The sequence below is a fragment of the Spirochaetota bacterium genome (genome assembly GCA_026414805.1).
In the GTDB taxonomy this organism is placed as follows: domain Bacteria; phylum Spirochaetota; class UBA4802; order UBA4802; family UB4802; genus UBA4802.
In genome coordinates this window covers 1-18,287 of the sequence record JAOAIH010000029.1, presented here as the reverse complement: position 1 = coordinate 18,287, position 18,287 = coordinate 1, and the positions used below count along the sequence as shown (strand labels likewise).

18 protein-coding genes are annotated in these 18,287 nt (G+C 37.6%); 9 read left to right on the top strand and 9 right to left on the bottom strand.

From position 1 onward, the window contains the following. Window positions 1–135 precede the first annotated feature (135 nt). Both N3F66_07575 and N3F66_07570 read left to right on the top strand, forming a co-directional pair. The gene (locus tag N3F66_07575) at window positions 136–1,200 is read left to right on the top strand and encodes a sensor domain-containing diguanylate cyclase (GenBank protein ID MCX8124012.1); all 1,065 of its coding nucleotides are present in this window, start codon (window positions 136–138) and stop codon (window positions 1,198–1,200) included. A gap of 51 nt (window positions 1,201–1,251) precedes the next feature. After that, window positions 1,252–2,073 carry a tetratricopeptide repeat protein gene (locus tag N3F66_07570; protein ID MCX8124011.1) on the top strand — a complete coding sequence of 274 codons (822 nt, stop codon included), beginning with the start codon at window positions 1,252–1,254 and terminating at the stop codon, window positions 2,071–2,073. On the opposite strand, the gene N3F66_07565 is transcribed toward N3F66_07570, so the two are convergent. Together N3F66_07565 and N3F66_07560 are read right to left on the bottom strand one after the other, a co-directional pair. Next, window positions 2,074–3,195 carry a DUF1624 domain-containing protein gene (locus N3F66_07565; GenBank protein ID MCX8124010.1) on the bottom strand — a complete coding sequence of 374 codons (1,122 nt, stop codon included), beginning with the start codon at window positions 3,193–3,195 and terminating at the stop codon, window positions 2,074–2,076. Between the two features lie 200 nt (window positions 3,196–3,395). Then, a complete protein-coding gene (locus tag N3F66_07560; protein MCX8124009.1) occupies window positions 3,396–4,205 on the bottom strand; it encodes a septal ring lytic transglycosylase RlpA family protein in 810 nt (269 codons plus the stop codon). A 158-nt stretch (window positions 4,206–4,363) separates the two neighbouring features. Between N3F66_07560 and N3F66_07555 the strand changes: the two genes are divergently transcribed. The 3 genes from N3F66_07555 to N3F66_07545 all read left to right on the top strand — a co-directional run bounded on the left by N3F66_07555 (window position 4,364) and on the right by N3F66_07545 (window position 6,047). Continuing rightward, window positions 4,364–5,398: a DegT/DnrJ/EryC1/StrS aminotransferase family protein gene (locus N3F66_07555; protein MCX8124008.1), complete on the top strand. Its 1,035-nt coding sequence runs from the start codon at window positions 4,364–4,366 to the stop codon at window positions 5,396–5,398. A 22-nt stretch (window positions 5,399–5,420) separates the two neighbouring features. Further along, on the top strand, window positions 5,421–5,816 hold the full coding sequence (gene queD, locus N3F66_07550; protein MCX8124007.1) for a 6-carboxytetrahydropterin synthase QueD: 396 nt from the start codon (window positions 5,421–5,423) through the stop codon (window positions 5,814–5,816). Between the two features lie 90 nt (window positions 5,817–5,906). After that, window positions 5,907–6,047, top strand: coding sequence for a hypothetical protein (locus tag N3F66_07545; protein ID MCX8124006.1), 141 nt, complete (start codon window positions 5,907–5,909; stop codon window positions 6,045–6,047). Window positions 6,048–6,139: 92 nt separating this feature from the next. On the opposite strand, the gene N3F66_07540 is transcribed toward N3F66_07545, so the two are convergent. The 5 genes from N3F66_07540 to N3F66_07520 form a co-directional block, all read right to left on the bottom strand. Continuing rightward, on the bottom strand, window positions 6,140–6,499 hold the full coding sequence (locus tag N3F66_07540; GenBank protein MCX8124005.1) for a hypothetical protein: 360 nt from the start codon (window positions 6,497–6,499) through the stop codon (window positions 6,140–6,142). Between the two features lie 110 nt (window positions 6,500–6,609). Further along, a complete protein-coding gene (locus N3F66_07535) occupies window positions 6,610–7,038 on the bottom strand; it encodes an ACT domain-containing protein (protein ID MCX8124004.1) in 429 nt (142 codons plus the stop codon). A 21-nt stretch (window positions 7,039–7,059) separates the two neighbouring features. Beyond that, window positions 7,060–8,355: a phenylacetate--CoA ligase gene (locus N3F66_07530; protein ID MCX8124003.1), complete on the bottom strand. Its 1,296-nt coding sequence runs from the start codon at window positions 8,353–8,355 to the stop codon at window positions 7,060–7,062. An 84-nt stretch (window positions 8,356–8,439) separates the two neighbouring features. Next, window positions 8,440–9,291 carry a rhomboid family intramembrane serine protease gene (locus N3F66_07525; protein ID MCX8124002.1) on the bottom strand — a complete coding sequence of 284 codons (852 nt, stop codon included), beginning with the start codon at window positions 9,289–9,291 and terminating at the stop codon, window positions 8,440–8,442. Window positions 9,292–9,302: 11 nt separating this feature from the next. Next, complete coding sequence (locus N3F66_07520) at window positions 9,303–10,901, bottom strand: response regulator (GenBank protein MCX8124001.1); 1,599 nt, start codon at window positions 10,899–10,901, stop codon at window positions 9,303–9,305. A 285-nt stretch (window positions 10,902–11,186) separates the two neighbouring features. On the opposite strand from N3F66_07520, the gene N3F66_07515 reads away from it, so the two are divergent. Next, entirely contained in the window at window positions 11,187–13,424 is a 2,238-nt protein-coding gene (locus tag N3F66_07515) for a SpoIIE family protein phosphatase (protein MCX8124000.1), read from the top strand. Here the strand turns inward: N3F66_07515 and pepF are convergent. Then, window positions 13,421–15,238, bottom strand: a complete 1,818-nt coding sequence (pepF, locus tag N3F66_07510) for an oligoendopeptidase F (protein MCX8123999.1) — start codon at window positions 15,236–15,238, stop codon at window positions 13,421–13,423. The genes N3F66_07515 and pepF overlap by 4 nt on opposite strands. 44 nt (window positions 15,239–15,282) lie before the next feature. Beyond that, on the bottom strand, window positions 15,283–16,665 hold the full coding sequence (nhaC, locus tag N3F66_07505) for a Na+/H+ antiporter NhaC (GenBank protein ID MCX8123998.1): 1,383 nt from the start codon (window positions 16,663–16,665) through the stop codon (window positions 15,283–15,285). A gap of 278 nt (window positions 16,666–16,943) precedes the next feature. Between nhaC and N3F66_07500 the strand changes: the two genes are divergently transcribed. From N3F66_07500 to N3F66_07490, 3 genes are all read left to right on the top strand, one after another. Then, window positions 16,944–17,732, top strand: a complete 789-nt coding sequence (locus tag N3F66_07500) for a thioesterase family protein (protein MCX8123997.1) — start codon at window positions 16,944–16,946, stop codon at window positions 17,730–17,732. Window positions 17,733–17,817: 85 nt separating this feature from the next. Then, on the top strand, window positions 17,818–18,036 hold the full coding sequence (locus tag N3F66_07495) for a DUF4140 domain-containing protein (GenBank protein MCX8123996.1): 219 nt from the start codon (window positions 17,818–17,820) through the stop codon (window positions 18,034–18,036). Between the two features lie 2 nt (window positions 18,037–18,038). Further along, window positions 18,039–18,245 (top strand): hypothetical protein, encoded by a 207-nt coding sequence (locus N3F66_07490; GenBank protein MCX8123995.1) that lies wholly within the window; start codon window positions 18,039–18,041, stop codon window positions 18,243–18,245. Window positions 18,246–18,287: the final 42 nt, after the last annotated feature.

The following is an 18,287-nucleotide window of genomic DNA, read 5'->3' as shown; positions in this document are numbered from 1 at the left end:
TCAAATAGTATAAGATTTACTGTATTTTTTGTATAGCTTTTTATTCATGTTTATGAATGGATGTACTATACAAATAACGTCATTGAGTATAGTATTGATAAAAACGCAAGAAATATTTTATTACAGGGATATCGTATGGATGATAATGGGTTAATGTACTTTGATGAAACAGAGCCAACTCATGAAGATATACAGGGGTTAGAAAAAAAAATATATGATCTGAGGAATCTTTTAGAGTTAGGCATAAGCTTATCATCAAATTTGCAGTTTGAAAGCCTGGTTGAGTCCCTTTTATACAGCTGTATAGGTCAGATGTTTGTGGAGCAGGTGGTTCTTTTACTGCAAAAAGATATTGATGTAAATGATTTTTACATACATATGGCCAAGGGATATGATGATGATTTTGGGCAAGATGTGATTTTACATGAAATAAGCCCGCTGGTGGGATTTTTGGAAAATAACCCTTATCCCATAGAGTATGAAACACTGCTTGAATTGCCCGATTTGGCTGACGATCTGAAGGTAATTGAATTTTTAAATCCTTATATAGTAGTTCCTTTAAAATCAAAAAATTCACTAATGGGGATACTGCTCTTAGGTAAAAAAATAACCGGGGGTGGATTTTCAAACTCTGAAAAGGAGTTTTTACATTATGTTGCGCGGTTTGGTGCTGTAGCAGTTGAAAATTCACGCCTCTATTTAATGTCAACACTTGACCGAATGACACGGCTTTACATTCACCACTATTTTGAAATACGGTTGCTTGAAGAAATGAAGCGAAGTCAGCGATATAACACACCTCTTTCTTTGTTAATGTGTGATATTGACCACTTTAAGCGGTTCAATGATATGTATGGTCACTTACAGGGGGATAGTGTGTTAAAAGAGGTTGCCGCAATTTTTTTGAAGGATCTCCGCAAGATGGATATCCCCTGCCGATATGGTGGCGAAGAATTTGCAGTGATATTACCTCAGACAAGGCTTGAACAGGCAGGTGTAGTGGCGCAGCGGTTACGTAAAATAATAGAACAACATCATTTCAAAGGTGAAAATGGCCCTCTGCATGTCACCATTAGTATTGGTGTGGCACAGTTTGAGCCAACCAGAGATTTAGCGACTAAAGATTTTATATCACGATGTGATAAAGCATTGTATAAGGCAAAAGAGATGGGGAGAAATAGAGTTGCCCTCTTTAAGTAAAATGCCGATAGTTACCAATGGATTACTCTTTTATTAATAAGGTTTAATAGAATGACTTTAGAGGAACAGTTTAAGGAAGCACTTCAGCTTGAAGAGCAGGGCAATTATACAGAAGCATTACAACGGTACACACATATATTGCAGATAGATAATTCTTACAGAGCTGCATTAATCAATTTAGGGTCGCTCTACTATCGCATGGCAAAATTTGACAATGCTCTGGATTGCTTTTTGCAGGCATTGCAATTGAAAGAAGATTACATTGTATTATTTAATATTGGTAGCCTTTATTTCAGAATGGGGCACTATAAAAAAGCAATCATTATTCTTAACAAGTGTAACAAATATAATCCTGATTTTTTTATTGCGCTACTGGTAAAAGGGATAGCATTAAGCAAATTAAATAATTATAAAGCAGCGCTTGTGTGCTTCCAAGAAGTCATAAAGAAGAATCCTTCAAATAAAGTTGCATTAACTGCAATTATACTTCTATACTATGAGCAGAAAAAGTATACGGATGCCCTGCACTATTTGCAGTTGTATAACAAGTTTCATCACTCATTTAAGTTTAAGGACATCACATCAGATATAATTCTTAAATGTGCGCAGATTACTGATGAAACCCTGATAATGCATTCATTACAGAAAAATGAATTCAGGAAGTTTGATGAATATATAGCAACAGTACCGTCTGCTGTATTTAACGACAGTAAGGGGACAATTACTAATAAAATAATGCAGCTAGAACAAGAAATTAAGAAAAATCCAACGCCACAAGGCTTAATATCCTTAAGCCTCTGTTATCTTTTTACCGGGAATACTTCCACAGCAGTTAAATATCTAGCACGTGCTGCATCAAAAGAATGCAACTGACTAAAAAAATAGAAACTTTGCAACAACACACACAACCATTAAATAAAATAATTTTTGCGATAGTTGAGGCAAGTGTCCCTTTAGCTTATTCCAAAGAAGAGCAATTGAGAATGTAAAAGCTGTCAGAAAAATAAAGGCATATATACATTCAATTATAGCATACTGTTGATGTACAATCATTTCCCATGATCTTCCATTGAAAAAGTGGCGATACAGGATCTGCAGATGTAGCCAGTAGACAAGCAATGACTCTTTCCCAAAATCACAGAAAATCTCTGGCAGTGAATTTTTTGAGGCAAGATATACTGCACTGGATTTAAGTAATACGGTAACTATCGCCAATCTTGTGAAAAAAAATATAGGGCATACTTTTACATTATATGAGGGATCTTTTGAGCGGTAATGCATAAAGATGATACCGGCAATGCTAAAAGCAACTGCTGCAATTACCTGCATGTGATTCATTATTGTGATAGTGTGTGTATTGTTTGCGTTTATTATAGCCAGCGAAGCACCTAACAATAAAAAACCATGCCAGGGAAAAATAGGAAATAGTGAGCCGTGCATTTCATTATAATAACTTGCCAAAGGCAGAGGTAGCCATCTGCTAAAATCGGTTTTCCATACGTAAGGTGTTAAAAAAACAATCAGCAGACCAAGTATAGTAATGGTTTTGAGGTAGAAAATGTCATTTTTAATTGCCATACGTAGAATTAATAACACCAGTAACCCCACACCAATACATTGTAGTACATCTACATTATAAAATGCTTTTAATTCTGCATCTGATGCATAGATGGAAATGTTCTTGAGCGAAAAATATGGTATATGGAGGCTATATCCTGTAAGAATGATAAGAACAATTCTTCCAAGCCTTTTGAAGAAAAATGAGGATAATTGAATCAGTTCAGCCCTTTTATTGAAATTTGCCAGTATGAATGAATACCCTGAAAGGAAAATAAATATCGGTGCAACAAGTCCGTTGATAAAATTAATTATATGGTACCACCATTCTGATTTTAATGAAGGCTGCAAGAAGCAATTAACTACATGGACTTCTATCATGACAACCATTGCCCATGCTCTCAGATAATCAATGTAATCAAGGCGATTTGTATGCATAATTCACATATTCGTTAGTTTATTGGTGTTTTGGTGCTGAATTATAAAACAATGAGCAGATATACAAAGCAAAATACCCATGAATAAAAATCAATAAAATTTAAGGTAAAGTTTATGGTTGTAGTATTGTATTTGTTAATTTAGTATATAAAAAAGGCGCTCCTATGAGCGCCCTTTTATTGTTGTAATAGTAGTGTTTGCTACTGGCCTATTGTAACCTTATATGAGGGAATATCGTTCTTTTTTAAGATATTTTTGTAGTGTACGACATCGCTGTCATTGAGGTTAATAATTCTCACTTTATAGTAATATCCTTCCTGCACAACAGTGACAGGCTTATCTATTATTGTTTCTATCTTTTCTTTGAGTTTGAGGGCATTAGCTTTTGAATAAAATGCACCTGTCTGCAATGCTATGCCAATGTAATCATTTGAATCTTGTAAAGAGTTAGTTTGATTTTCATTATAAGGATTGACTGGTTCACCAAAAACACCAACATCATTTGATGGTGGCTGTTGCTGTGTTTCATTTCCATAGGAAAGCACTGTAATCCCCACCTTTGCTTCGCCTTTTGTGAGCATATCCAGCTGTCGAGCTGCTGCATAGGATACATCAAGGATGCGGTTTTTCTTGAATGGTCCTCTGTCGTTTACGGTACACTTCACTTTCTTGCCATTTTCCAGATTAGTTACAACAATGACACTTCCAAACGGAAGTGTACGGTGTGCTGCAGTGTATTTATTCATATCAAACGGCTGCCCTGATGCTGTGAGCCTTCCCTGGAATTCTCTTCCATACCAGCTGGCTATCCCTACTTGATAATATGAGCTATCGCTGTTTGAAGCTACCTGTGGTGAGTCCATATCAGAATATACAGGTTTTTCCTGAACATTCGACTGGTCAAAGGTATATGTTTCATCACGTTTGGTCATGACATTGTTAGGTGCACATGATGTAAAAAAAGTTATTACAAGAGCTATCGCCACCACTACTACAAAAAATTTGCGCATGAAAAGCCTCCTTTGCTAATACCTATACTATGTGTAGTATCGGAATAATGATTGCACAGCTTGATTTAATTTTTGTACTTGCAAAATGATGCTTGACCAATTTTTAATACCTGTCACATGTACATTTCATTTGAATATTACAGTATACGATAGAGGCCATGAAAATAGTAGCAAGCAAACCAACCATTACCCGCAAAGAACTTGAGGGCGTGCTTGATTGTCTTATTCAGGACACATTGGCGTCTGGTGCAGTTGTGAAACAGTTTGAACAAGCATTAGCAAGCCTTCTATCCATAAAATATTCTGTGGCCACAAATTCAGTAACCGCAGCGTACCATTGTGCATTTGTGGCACTGGGAATTGGTGCAGGTGATGAGATTATAATGCCATCTTTTTTTCATGAAGCCCCGTTGAAAGCATGCCTTTTGGTTGGCGCAAAACCTGTGCTAGTTGATATAGCTGAAGGCATGTATCATCCTTCAAAGGAAGCAATTATTGCGGCAATTACGCACAATACAAAAGCAATTGTTGTGGGGCATATGTTTGGTATACCATTAGGTTTTGATATGGGCGATAGCTCCGTTCCGGTAATCCTTGATATATCACATGCCATTGGAATGGACACCTCTGATATATTTTTGCCAGTGCCATCTATTGCTGTTGCATCATTCACCCCATCAATGATGATCACAACAGAAATGGGCGCAATGGTGTTTACCAATAATTCCCGATATTTTTCAACTATGCGCGATGTGCGAAGCGGTGTTCCGCATTCACATATTCTAGGCTTTGAGTATTGCATGAGCGACCTCCATGCCGCAGTTGGTTTAAATCAATTGCTGAAGCTGAAAGATTTCGTTAAACGGCGGCGTGATATTGCCCGCATCTACTATGACGCATTACATAAAACGCATCATGCCACATTATATGCATATAATGAGCACTGCACCTACCAGGCATTTCCGGTACTATTTGATGCCCAGCCTGATATTGCTGAAAAATTTTTCAAGAAAAATGGCATTGAGATATTTCATCCAGTAGAGGTACCGTTACATCAATATTGCAAACTCCGTAATCTTGATTATCCACATAGTGACCGGCTTTCAAAAAAACTTTTTTCTTTACCAATCTATCCCACACTTACAAAACGTGAGATAGAAAAAGTAAGCAAAGTATTAACAATGTTTGCATAAGTTGTGATACGAGGTAAGGTATATGTACATTTTGACAATAGAAGACTATATTTCGGCAGCACATCAATTGCGTGGATACAAGGGAAAATGCGAAAATATTCATGGACACAACTGGAAGGTAGAAGTATCGGTGTATGGAGAAAAACTTAATGAACTTGGCATATTGATTGACTTTCATGATTTAAAGGATATGCTCAAAGAGGTGTTGCAACAGTTTGATCATAAAAATTTAAATGATGTAGAAGAATTTTTAAACCTGAACCCAAGTTCTGAATTATTATCTAAAATTATATATCAAAAATTTGATAAAATGTTGAAGCACTATTCATGCACCCACGCAACAAAAATCAATATTTTAAGTGTTACTGTATGGGAATCAGCCACATGCCGTTCAACCTACCGAAAAAAAATTTTTTAATATGTACTTGATTTTTTTTTCTTGCTATGTTTATTGGTTATGACATACTCAAACAAAATAAAATTTTAAACTATACAAGAGGTACGCACTATGAAGAAATTAGCATCTCTTATTCTCATCGCTGTATTCGCAGTTGCTGTAGCATTTGTTGGCTGCAAGAAAGAAGAAGCTCCAGCTCCTGAGCAGCCAGTTCAGGAACAGCCAGCAGAGCAGGCTCCTGCACAGAAGTAATTGCTTTTATTTACCTTATGAAAAGAGGGACATCAAAGTTGTCCCTCTTTTCATTTACCGCCTGTTCCATTAAATAAAGATAAAAAAGTGAATTATTCCTGAAGGTAGCGTTTGATGTTGGGATGATGTATTGAATATGTAATGATCACAAAATCCTGATTTATTGAGTAATCATCAACAATTCCAGCCTTAATGATATCAACTTCTTCTGAAAAGATGCCCCGAGCAATATACTGGGCATTGAGCAATGCGGCTTCTTTGGCTGTTTGGGTAGCTTGTATGCCGGTTGTACCTGGTTTTGGGTACCCTTTACACATGATGACATAGGTTGAATCATCTTTAAGAAATTTTTTTACTAATACATCAGGTTTACCCTGTATGCTGATTTGCTGTGAGCATGCGATGGAAAAAAGAACAATGCAAATAGTAAAAATAATAGTAATTTTTTTCATGGATAGTACTCCTATATTTTAGAATTTTTTCAATGTAATTCCAGTTTTAAAGAATAATTAGTATATATCTTGAGATACTGAATCAAGTTTACGGTAACTTTGAGCCAATCTTACAGTAAATATAATTCCTTATCAGCTAATAATTGGTAGCCTGCTTCTTTCAGTACTTTTTGTGCTGATTTTGGATTGTCAACCTGGAATACAAAAACAGATTCTTCATGAGGCTTTACGGTAAATCCGTATGCATCATCTACATTGATTGAATGTTCTTTTAGTATGGCGGCAACTTTATGCAGGCTTCCCGGCTTATCCTGTATTTTCACAGCTACTATCTCCTTTAATGTAGCTGCAATACCTTCTTCTTTAAGTGCTGTACATCCATCCTCAGGCCTGTCCAGCAGCAACTTTATAATACCATAATCACCAGAATCATTTATTGTTATAGCTCTGATATTAATATTCTGTTTTGCAAGAACGCTGGTTATCCTTTCAATCTTTCCTGGTTTATTCTCGGCAAATACTGAAACCTGATATGCCATAGGGCACCTCCCCTAATGTAATTATAGCGATCGGTTATCAATAACACGCTTGGCTTTCCCCTCACTTGGTGGCAGTGAGCCTGGCTCCAGAAGCTCTATGCGGGGATTTATAGTAATTAATGCCTTCAATGCTTCCTTGAGCCTGTTTTTGATTCTTTCAATTTCTTTGATGTCGCCATGGAAAAGCTTGGAATATAACTCTACTTTGATGTGCATCCTGTCCAGGTTATTTTCCCTATCAAGGATAATCTGATAGTTGTTGCCAACCTCAGGAAATTTCATAAGAACTGTTTCAATCTGTGATGGAAATACATTAACACCGCTGACTATCAACATGTCATCAGTTCGCCCTTTAATGCGGTCTATACGGTAATGAGTCCTTCCGCACGGGCAGGGTTCTGGTATGAGTTTGGTGAGGTCGCGAGTCCTGTAGCGGATAATGGGCATTGCTTCACGGTTGATATGAGTGAGGACCAGTTCGCCTTCTTCACCGGGTGGCAATACTTCGCAGGTATCAGGATTAATTATCTCAACAATATAGTAATCTTCCCATATATGCATTCCATTTTTATAAGTGCATTCAAAAGCAACGCCGGGTCCGTTCATTTCGCTTAATCCGTACGAGTTGTAAGCATCGATGCCAAACTGCTCTTCAATCTTTTTGCGGGTTGCCTCTGAATATGGCTCGGCACCTAAATATGCTTTTTTGACAGTCAATGCATACGGGTCAATACCTTCGGCACGGATTACCTCTACCAGGTGAAGGCAGTAGCTTGGCGTAATGTGAATAATAGTTGTTTCAAAATCCTGCATAAGCTGAATTTGCCGCAGCGTATTTCCCGATGCTGACGGAATAACCATACACCCTAATAGCTCAGCACCATAGTGAAGCCCAAGGCCACCAGTAAAAAGTCCGTATCCCATCATGTTCTGAAACACGTCGTCCGGGGTTGCACCGGTAGCAACCATACATCGAGCAACAAGTGATGCCCAATCCTTTATATCTTTTGCTGTATAGAATATGACTGTGGATTTGCCGGTTGTCCCTGATGAAGCATGCATACGGACTATTTCTTTTCTTGGAACTGCCACCATACCATCAGGATAGCTTAATCTAAGATCGTTTTTAGTGGTAAACGGTAGGTCTTTGATATGGTCAAGAGTTTTGATGTTATCAATGTTGATTTTATTTTCTTCAAAAACCTTTTTATAAAAAGGTGTGTGTGAAGCAGCCTGCAGTGCTTTCTGCAATTTTTTAAACTGCAATGATTCAAGGTCCTTGCGGCTTAATGTTTCAATTTCCTCATTCCAGTACATTGGACACCTCAATATAACAGTATTACACGATACTGCCATACTCTACAAGGATGTCAAGAAGTTATTGTACCAGGTATGCCACCATTAATGGATAATATCATTATTATCCGGGTAGTAATGTTTGCGTGCCCACTCCAATGCTTGCTTTTCTTCCTTGGTCAGCGAGCTAAAACCATAGCGAGTGATTTTATCCAGAAGCGTGTCAATTATTTCCTTAGCTTTAATTCGGTCTTCTATCCTTTTTCTATGTTGTGCTAAGCGATAGCTCCTTAGAAGCCGGTTGAATGGGTTGAAAACCTCTTTTTTCTTGTACCAGAATTTTGTCTTTAAAAGAATAAAACCTGTAACAAGCCCGCCAAAGTGGCCTATGTGGCTTATTCCCCCACCAGCTCCTGAAGCTGATGCTAATGTGCCAAAAAATTCTATTGCTCCAAAAATTAACACCAGATATTTCATTTTTATTGGGAAAAGAAAATATAAGAGCACTTCACGATTGGGCCATATCATGCCATACGCTAAAAGAAGTGCATAAATGGCACCTGATGCTCCTATTGTAATAGGGTTGTATTCATAGTGCTCAAATATATATGCGTTCATCAAAGCTATGCATAAACCAGCACCCACACCACTATATAAGTAAAAACGCATAAAATTTTTACTGCCAAATAAGTCTTCAAGATCACTGCCAAACATCCATAGTGCAAACATATTGAAAAATATATGCAAAAAATTCCCGTGTAGAAACATGTAGGTGAACGGTTGCCATAATTTGAACTGGTGTGCAAATCCTATGTGGTGAATCCCAAAGGTGTTTTCAATTACTCCTTGAGCAAAAATGTTACCAAAAAGCTGTAGTATATACACAGCTGATGTAAAAATTATTATTTTTTTTACTGATGGGGTAATGGAACTGCCAAAAGTATAATATGATTGCATGTAATCCCTCTTTACTGGTACTTTTTTCGTATCTCATCAAAATCGTCTGCATTTTGTATAAATAATTCAAAAAGTTTTGGATCGTAGCGATGCGATTCCTCTTGCATGATTGCAATTGCTTTCTGGTGATCAAAGGCGGTCTTATATGGTCTGTGGGTTGTGAGTGCATCATATACATCGGCTATAGTTACAATGCGTGCAGTCAGTGGTATTTCCTCGCCTGATAATCCGTGGGGATACCCTGAACCGTCCCACGCTTCATGATGGTATAGAGTAACATCCATTGCCATATTGAGAAAAGAATCCTGACCCATCTCTTCGGATGCACGCTTTAACGCATTGTATCCAATGGTGGTGTGCGTCTTTATTATTTCAAATTCGTCATGGGTCAGTTTTCCTGGTTTTAGTAAAATACTGTCGGATATTCCTACTTTGCCAATATCATGTAAAATAGAAGAATCGTAGAGGTCGCGTAAAAACTGATTGTTAATTTCAAGGAATCCTGCAGAATATTTAGCAATTTGTGCCAGTAGCATACAGTATCCACGGATTCGTTCAAGATGATAGCCTGTTTCAGGGTCGCGAAGCTCTGCTAAACTGCTCAATGCAAATATTGTGGCTTTCTGTGTTTTTAAAAGCTGGTGGGTACGGATTTTAACTATCTCTTCTAATTTTTTATTGTATATATCCAATTGATGCAGAAGTTCACCGCGCTGCAAGCTGAAAACAATATGGCCACTCACGGTTTCAGCAAACTGAACATGTTCCGTTACAAAAGTGTTTTTGCTTGTTGATGCAAACAACAAAAAACCAATAAGCCTTCCAGCTGCAACAAGAGGTATTGTCATTGTTGATTGCATGCCTTCCTTCAGTAGCATGTTAGCTTTTTCGGAGTTATGTTGTTTGCTGTATTCCTCCAGATCATTTATGATATTATATTTTTTTGTTTGTGCTACTATTGCAAGTGATGAATCCTCTAAAGGGAATTTAAAACCAGGTGCAATTAGTACTGGTTTATCAGAAGATACCAGTGTAGTTTCCACAAGACCAGCATCATTAATTAGAGCTATCGCCAAACGATTAAAAGGAATTGCTTTTTTCATACGACTGGCAATGATATCAAAGATTTGCTCAAGGGAAACACCCTTATTTAAAAAACCTATGATGTCATTTAGATAAGTTAGCTGCTGTATATAACGGTTGCGCTCTTCCTTGAGAAGTTTGCTTTCAACAGCTCTTTCAACTGCTTTGTCCAATATCTCAAAATCGGTAAGTGGCTTCTGTATAAAGTCATAGGCACCAGTTTTAAGGGCAACTAACATGTCTTCATTGGTTCCATAACCACTTAAGACTATTTTGGGGATTTCGGGAAAAAGCTCTGCCATTTTCTGTAGAAGCTCTCTGCCGTTGACATTTGGCATTATTAAATCAGTAAGAACAAGATCAACAGGGTGTGAATGGAGAAGCTCAATAGCCTGATTGCCATCAGAAGCAGTAATGACTGCATAGCCTTTCAAGGACAAATATCGTGACAATATATTTCTGATGGATTCCTCATCATCTACAACCAAAACCGTTTGCGTGCATTTTGGAATTGGGGCTTCCTGCATTGATTATACCAGATATCCTGATTTTGTACTAACGATAATGAAAGTATATAGCTATAATTTTTATTACGTCAACAGTAAAATATCAAATTAAAAAATATTTTTCTGGCACTTAAAAGGGTATGGTAATATTATATTATAACAGTGAAAATAATATGAATATTTTTGTGGAGAATACATCTGGCTCATTATAAAAATTTTTTTAATTGATTTTTTAAGTATGATATACTACAATTAACAAGTAAATTCTAAATATCTAAAATACGTGACGCTTCAGGTGCAATTAGAATGATATCGATACAGAAATTTGAGTCATGGGCAATAAAGCCTTTTTTTGCAATTTTTAATTTTATCAGTGAACACATTACTTACACATTTGCCATAGCATTCACTACCAGTTTAGGTGGTTTTGTGATTGCTGCATATATTGCACTTTTTTTAATGGCTACTGTTCGATTTGATCTCAGCAATAATGGTTCTGATTTTGCGATACTTTTTACGGCATTAACTCTTTTTGTATATGCGCCATTATACTATATACATTTTGGATTGTTATATAAAGTGGGAATTCCATGCTTTACCCGCCGTCTTTCTTTTATAAATAAATATATTCATAAAAATACCCTGCATCAGACTATGAGTGATGGTGAAGCTATACAGCTACTGGAAGCTCTAGAACATCTCCCAAAGGATAATATGACGGCAGCATTGATTTATCCCTCAATAGTTATGGTTGGAGTATGTATCTATGAAGCCATTAAAGGGAATGTCACTAATGTAATTTTTCTTTTTTTAGGGATATCATCAGCAATATTTATATATGTCTTTTTAACGTATATTGTTGCTGAGCTTTTATCAGGTAGGATGCGCCGTAAGGTCAAATGGCTTTTAGTAAAGCGGGGCATTTCATTTAACGAGCGCTATATATTGAGCATAAGAGGCAAGTTCATATTTATTAATATAATGGTACTTGTTGCAATGCTTGAGCTGGGGCTAATGATATACTACAATAATTATGAAATATTTTCTACAATACCCATTCTGTTTATTGTAATCACTGGATTTATAGTATTTATTATTTTATTCTTCTATTTGCTTTCTATAGAAGAGTCTTTAAGTGAAATTGAATCTGCTGCTGTTGACCTTGCACGTGGTGGAAGCGGGTCTCTATTTCTTCCCTATCTTGATAAGGAGCTTATCAATACGAGCAAAGGATTTATAGCTGCTGCCTATGAGGTAAATGATATACGCAGGAATTTGGAACAAAAAGTTGAGCAAAGAACTAGAGAATTGAATCAGGCCCTTATGACATTAAAAGAAAAGAATGACCTAATAGATAAAGAATTGAAGATAGCTGCCAATATTCAACAAGGCATTTTGCCGCAAACACCTATACTCCATAATGCCATAAGGATACTTGCGTACAACAGGGCCTCCAGTGATATTGGGGGTGACCTTTTTGATATTATCCGCATGCCCAATGATTGCCTGGGTATTTTGATTGCTGATGTATCAGGGCATGGCATTCCTGCAGCCCTGGTAAGCACCATGGTGAAGATAAGCTTTCAGGAGGCATGCCGCAAGTACATGTTGCCGCGACGCATCTTTGCTGATGTCAACAATCAACTGGTGAGTATCATTCGCACACAGGAATATGCAACTGCATTTTTCATGGTGATATTTCCAACGTATGATGTTATGTATGCAAACGGGTCGCATCGAAGAGCTATAGTTTGCAAACGGAATACAGGTACTTTGCAATACTGGGATACTGGAGGGATATTTCTGGGTGCTCTTCCCAATGAAGAAGTTGGTGGACTTTTTGAAGATAATTTTGGGATACTGGAACCTGGTGACAGAGTGTTTTTGTATACTGATGGTTTGCCCGAGTCGCGCAACTGGAATAATGAAGACTTTAGTGATGAGAGAGTAGAGAAGCTTTTACTGGAAACACTTGATATGCCCATAGATGATGCCAAACACTATATTATTGCACAATGGGAAAAGTTTTTAGGCGGCACTCCACCTCGTGATGATATGACGTTTGTGCTGCTTGAACTTGATCCAATTATGTATAATGCACTACAGCATCGTGAAAATGGAAAACAGCTTTTTGCAGAAAAGAAATATGAGCTTGCAATTGATGAACTGAAGCGGTCAGTTATAATGAATCCAGATGATGTTGAGGCACTTAATCTTTTAGCACGTTCATATATATATACACGTCAGTTCAACTATGCACTGGTACATCTCAAGGAGTATGTGGCAAAGAAACCTGATGACAACCAGGCACAATATTTTTTGGCGATAGCTCATTATAAGCTGCATAATTATGATGAGGCGTATCGTGCTGCAGCACATTCACTTTCCTTGCAGCCCTCATATATCCCTGCACTATCGATTATGGCAGCAATTTGTGCAGCGTTGCATAAAACAAGCGAAGCAATAGAATACTGTAATAAAATCCTTGCTGCTGATCCAGGTAATGTCAAGGCACAGAAACTTTTACAGAAGCTATCGCATTAATGAAGCTTTTTATGAATTTCAATAAACCTGTCTACAAGGCTGTCAAAATAATGTAGGGCATCTATAATTGGTGCAGGCGACTCCATATCAACACCAGCAACCCGTAATTGCTCAAGGGGGAATTTGCTCCCACCTAACGACAGGAATTGGAGGTAACGCTTTGATGCATCAGGGTCTTTTATAATGTGCCGAGCAAGTGAGAGTGCCGCTGCTATTCCTGTTGCGTATTTATATACATAAAATGATGAGTAAAAATGTGGTATACGCAGGTACTCAATACAAAGCTCGCTATCGATTGTAATAGTAGTGCCAAAGTATTTTTGTAACAGGTTAGTATACGTTTCTGTGAGGGACTGGAACGTAAGGGGATTATTATTCTCAGCCATGGTATGTGTAATAAGCTCAAATTCTGCAAACATTGTTTGCCTGAATAATGTGCCCCGTATTTCATCTATTTCACGATTAAGGATATATGCCTGCATGTGAGGATTATCACTATAACGCTGCAACAGATAGTGGCTTAAGAGAATTTCATTGAGAGTGGAGGCAACTTCAGCAACAAAGATGGTGTACTCGTGGTACACATATGGCTGGTTTTTCCTGGAATAATATGAATGCATGGAGTGGCCTGATTCGTGTATGAGGGTGTAGAGGCTGTTGATGGTATGTGCATCATAGTTCATAAGAATATATGGTGGAGAGTCATAACAGCCAGATGAATACGCACCGCTTATCTTGCCCCTGTTTTCATAGCGGTCAACCCATCCTCCCAGCAAGCCCTTATGCAAAACAGAAACATATTCATCGCCAAGTAGGTGCAGTGCCTGGGCACAGAGATTACAGGCTTCTTCATATTCCATGCTAAAAGGGATATCCTCAACTAACGGTACATAAGTATCATAAAAGTGCAGTTCATCAAGTTGTAATGCCTCTTTTCTATAGTTTAAATATTTAAAAAGCCCGTGCAGATTTGATGTGACTGTTTCTATGAGGTAGTGGTAGACGCTTTCAGGGATATTGTCAGGAAACAAGGCCTGATGCAAGCAACTTTTGAACTTTCTAACGCGTGCAAAAAAAACATCCTTCTTCACCGAACTTGCTAGTGACTGTGCAAGACTGTATTTATGATTGGAGTATGCCTGATAGTAGGTATGAAAGGCATTCATGCGTATATCACGGTTATAGTTCATCAAAAATGTGATAAAATTTCCGTGGCTTAATTCAACGGTTGTGCCATCTTCAGTGGTGATTGTGCCAAAGTGCATGTCGGCATTGTCAAGCTTACGGAAAAATTCCACCGGTGCAATTACAACTTCATGCGCCATTGCCAGAATTTCTTCAATCTCTTTTGAAAGTGTATGGTCTTTATAACGGAGTATTTTTTCAATATAAAATGTATAGAGGGTCATTTCAGGATGTGACAGATAGTTATTGATAACAGCTTCAGGCAGTGATTGTATTTCGGGTACTAAAAAGCTTGAAGCTTCTGCAGCACGCTGGGCTATTGCGTGTGCTTTTTGTAGCATTGCCTGCGCATTCTGATTGGTGGTGTCCTCATCGCTTTTTAAATGCGCATACGTATAGAGCCTGTCAATATCACGTGCAATGGATAAATCAAATTCAATTGCGTTAAGAAAAACGTCAAACGAGTCTTGTAACTTGCCTTCATACTGAGTATATGTGGGCAATGCATTTTCTATTGCCTTGTATAAGGCTTCCCAGTCACTATCGGATAAAAACAAAGGGGTAAGGTCCCATTTATATTCAGCAGGGATTTCTTCACGAGAAGGTATTTTTTTTATGTTATTTTGCATGAATAATTACTCCTGAGTTCTTCTTTATTTTGAGTTGAAAACAATTAGTTTTCTTTCTTCCTGTAGATAAATAGCCCTAATGCTGTCAAGACAATTGCAACAGTCGGCATTACAAGATTAAAAAAGGCAAATGGAAGATACTGCACAGTAGATACCCCAAGAGCAGAGCTCATGAATGCCCCACAGGAATTCCAGGGCACCAGTGCTGATGTCACTGTGCCGCCATCCTCAAGCGAGCGGGAAAGCATAAATGGTTGTAGTTTTTTTCGTTTATATGCATCTTTATATATTCTGCCAGTTATTACGATAGATAAATATTGTTCGGCCATAATTATATTTGAGATAGTTGCTGTAACAACTGTTGCTATTATAAGCATTTTATTGGTCTTAATTTTATGAAGCAAATTATCATGTAGCGATGTTATATATCCTCCGCTTTCCCAAATGCCTCCTAATCCTGTTGCGCAGAGAATGATAAGAGTTGTTTCCAGAAAACTAACGATACCACCGCGGTTTAAAAGATTATTAATTATTTCATTATCTGTATCAATTGAATAGCCTGAGTATGCAGATTGAAGCACTGAAATCAAACTATGTGATTGTACAAGCCACCCAATCAGTATTGCAACAAAGCTTCCTGATAAAAGAATTACAACAGCCGGAAAACGAAGTAATGCCATGATTATAACACAAGCAAGTGGAAGAATTGTAACAGGGTGAAGGTTGAAGGATGACTCCAATGTATGTAGTATAGAACCAATCTGTTCCAGTCGACTATTTGTATCAGGGACAATATATATGTTTGCCACAATAAAGCCTATAAGTGCTATTCCCCAAGCTGGGATAGTAGTTGCCATCATGGCACGTATATGAGAAAAAAGATCGGTATCTGAAACACCTGGGGCTAAATTCGTTGTATCTGAAAGTGGAGATAGTTTATCGCCAAAATATGCACCTGAAACAACAGCACCAGCACAAATGGCAGGAGATACATTCATTGCATCAGCCATCCCCACAAGTGCTACTCCTATCGTTGCAGCTGTTGTCCAGGAACTGCCGATAACAAGGCTGCTTATGCAGCATACAATATAGGCCGCGGGTAAAATCCATGTGGGATGAATTAGCCTTAATCCGTAATCGATAAGCGGCGGTATGGTTCCTGAGGCAATGAAGCCTCCAGATAATATTCCAACAGTCAGTAGAATCATAATAGCAGGCAAAGTACCTTTTATGACATTGACTATACTGCTCTCAATTTCTGACCAGTTATGCCCAAGAAGAAAACTTTTGATTCCTGCAATGGAAGCTGAAATTATGAGCAGCAATGGAATGGGTATTTTGAATACAACAGTGCCGGTAAAAAGAAGGACTATTGTAATAGATAAAAGAGCAATACAGTCAAAAAAAGATGGTAGTTTTTTCTTCATGATTATTCAATTGTTGTTTTTAATTTTTTACTATGAAATACTGGCTCCTGTAAAAAAGGGGTTGATTGACTAAAGATACACAATTCATCTGCCCGGGTGTAAGTGAAAGCAGCTAAAAATACAACCACCGGAAAAGAAGTATGATATGCTATGGATGCTTTGTAAAAATGTCAAATAGAATATAGAATTGGTATTTCCAATAATTTATAGAATTTGTTTGAATAAATATCATCCATATGTATAGTATTACTCAAAAATAACACTATTTGAGGTAGAAAATGCATGTTTTTGATAATGATAGTAGTTTCATAGTATCTGGTAATGGCAGGCTTCAAGGGTTTATTTCGCACAACTGGCTGGTAAATGGAATTCCCAATGGTGGCTATCTCATTGCATTACTTGGAAAAGCAATGCTTTTGCAAAGCGACAAAAAATCAACACCTATTGTTACAGCCAATTATATTTCCCGTTGCAACCCTGGTGACTGTGAAGTGCATGTTGAATGTTTTGCACAATCCTCACAATTTAACAGGTATCAGGCACGCCTTTTTCAGGATGGTAAAGAAAAGATACGGGCATGGGGCACCTTTGCAAATGAAAAAATAGATTGTGATATTGAAAAATATGAAACAGGTGTACCCACGGTTTGTGCTATACATGAGTGTATGGCAATTCCGGAAATACCCAACTATTCACTATCTTCTCAGGTAGATATTCGCCTTGATCCATATTCAGCTGGGTGGATGCAAGGAAAACTTCGTGAAGAATCAATACAAAAAGGGTGGATATCTTTTAGACAAAAAAGAGAATATGATATTCCTTCATTGCTACTTTTTTCAGATGCAATCCCACCTGCAGTATTTGTAAGCTTAGGGCTTGTTGCTTGGGTTCCAACAATAGAATTGACAGTCAATATCAGGAATATGCCACAATCTGAATGGCTTTTGTTTTATAGTCGCACACGGTTTATAACCTGTGGATTGCTTGAAACTGATACTGAAATCTGGGACAACAACAGACTGGTGTCACTTTCACGACAGATTGCACAGGTGAGGTTACACAAATAGTACTTCACACTCAATGCTTTTCTTTACTTTACTCAAGAGAAGGATGAGCAAAATGCGTATATTCTATTTTCCGGGAGGGTTTTCTATGAAAAAAGCTATATTAGTAATAATGATGATTGTTATAAGCTCAACAGTAATTTTTGCACAGACAGTTAAACCTGAAATTACTAAAGTTATTGTATATTATGATTGCGCACAGGTGAAGAAAGAAGCAAGGCTGAATTTGCATAAAGGTGAAAATCTAATTGTAATTGATTTACTGCACGGGTGTATCAGCGCACCGGAGAAGATTGGAAGGATGTAGTTTTGGAGCTATCGACCTCAAAGCCATTTGTTGCTACACAATTGCCAACAATGAATGCGTGGTATCTTGATGTGTATCAGCTGTATTATTATAAAGATTCTGCTAAAAGCATGCAACTGAGGAGTGAAGAAGACAGTGAGCAGGCCACCCCCAGGAGGCTGAAATGCCTGCAATGCAAGAAGAGCGGATTGCAGTTTCATTTCAGGTAAAGGGCACCAAGACTATTCCGTCTGATGGTAATGTGTATAAAA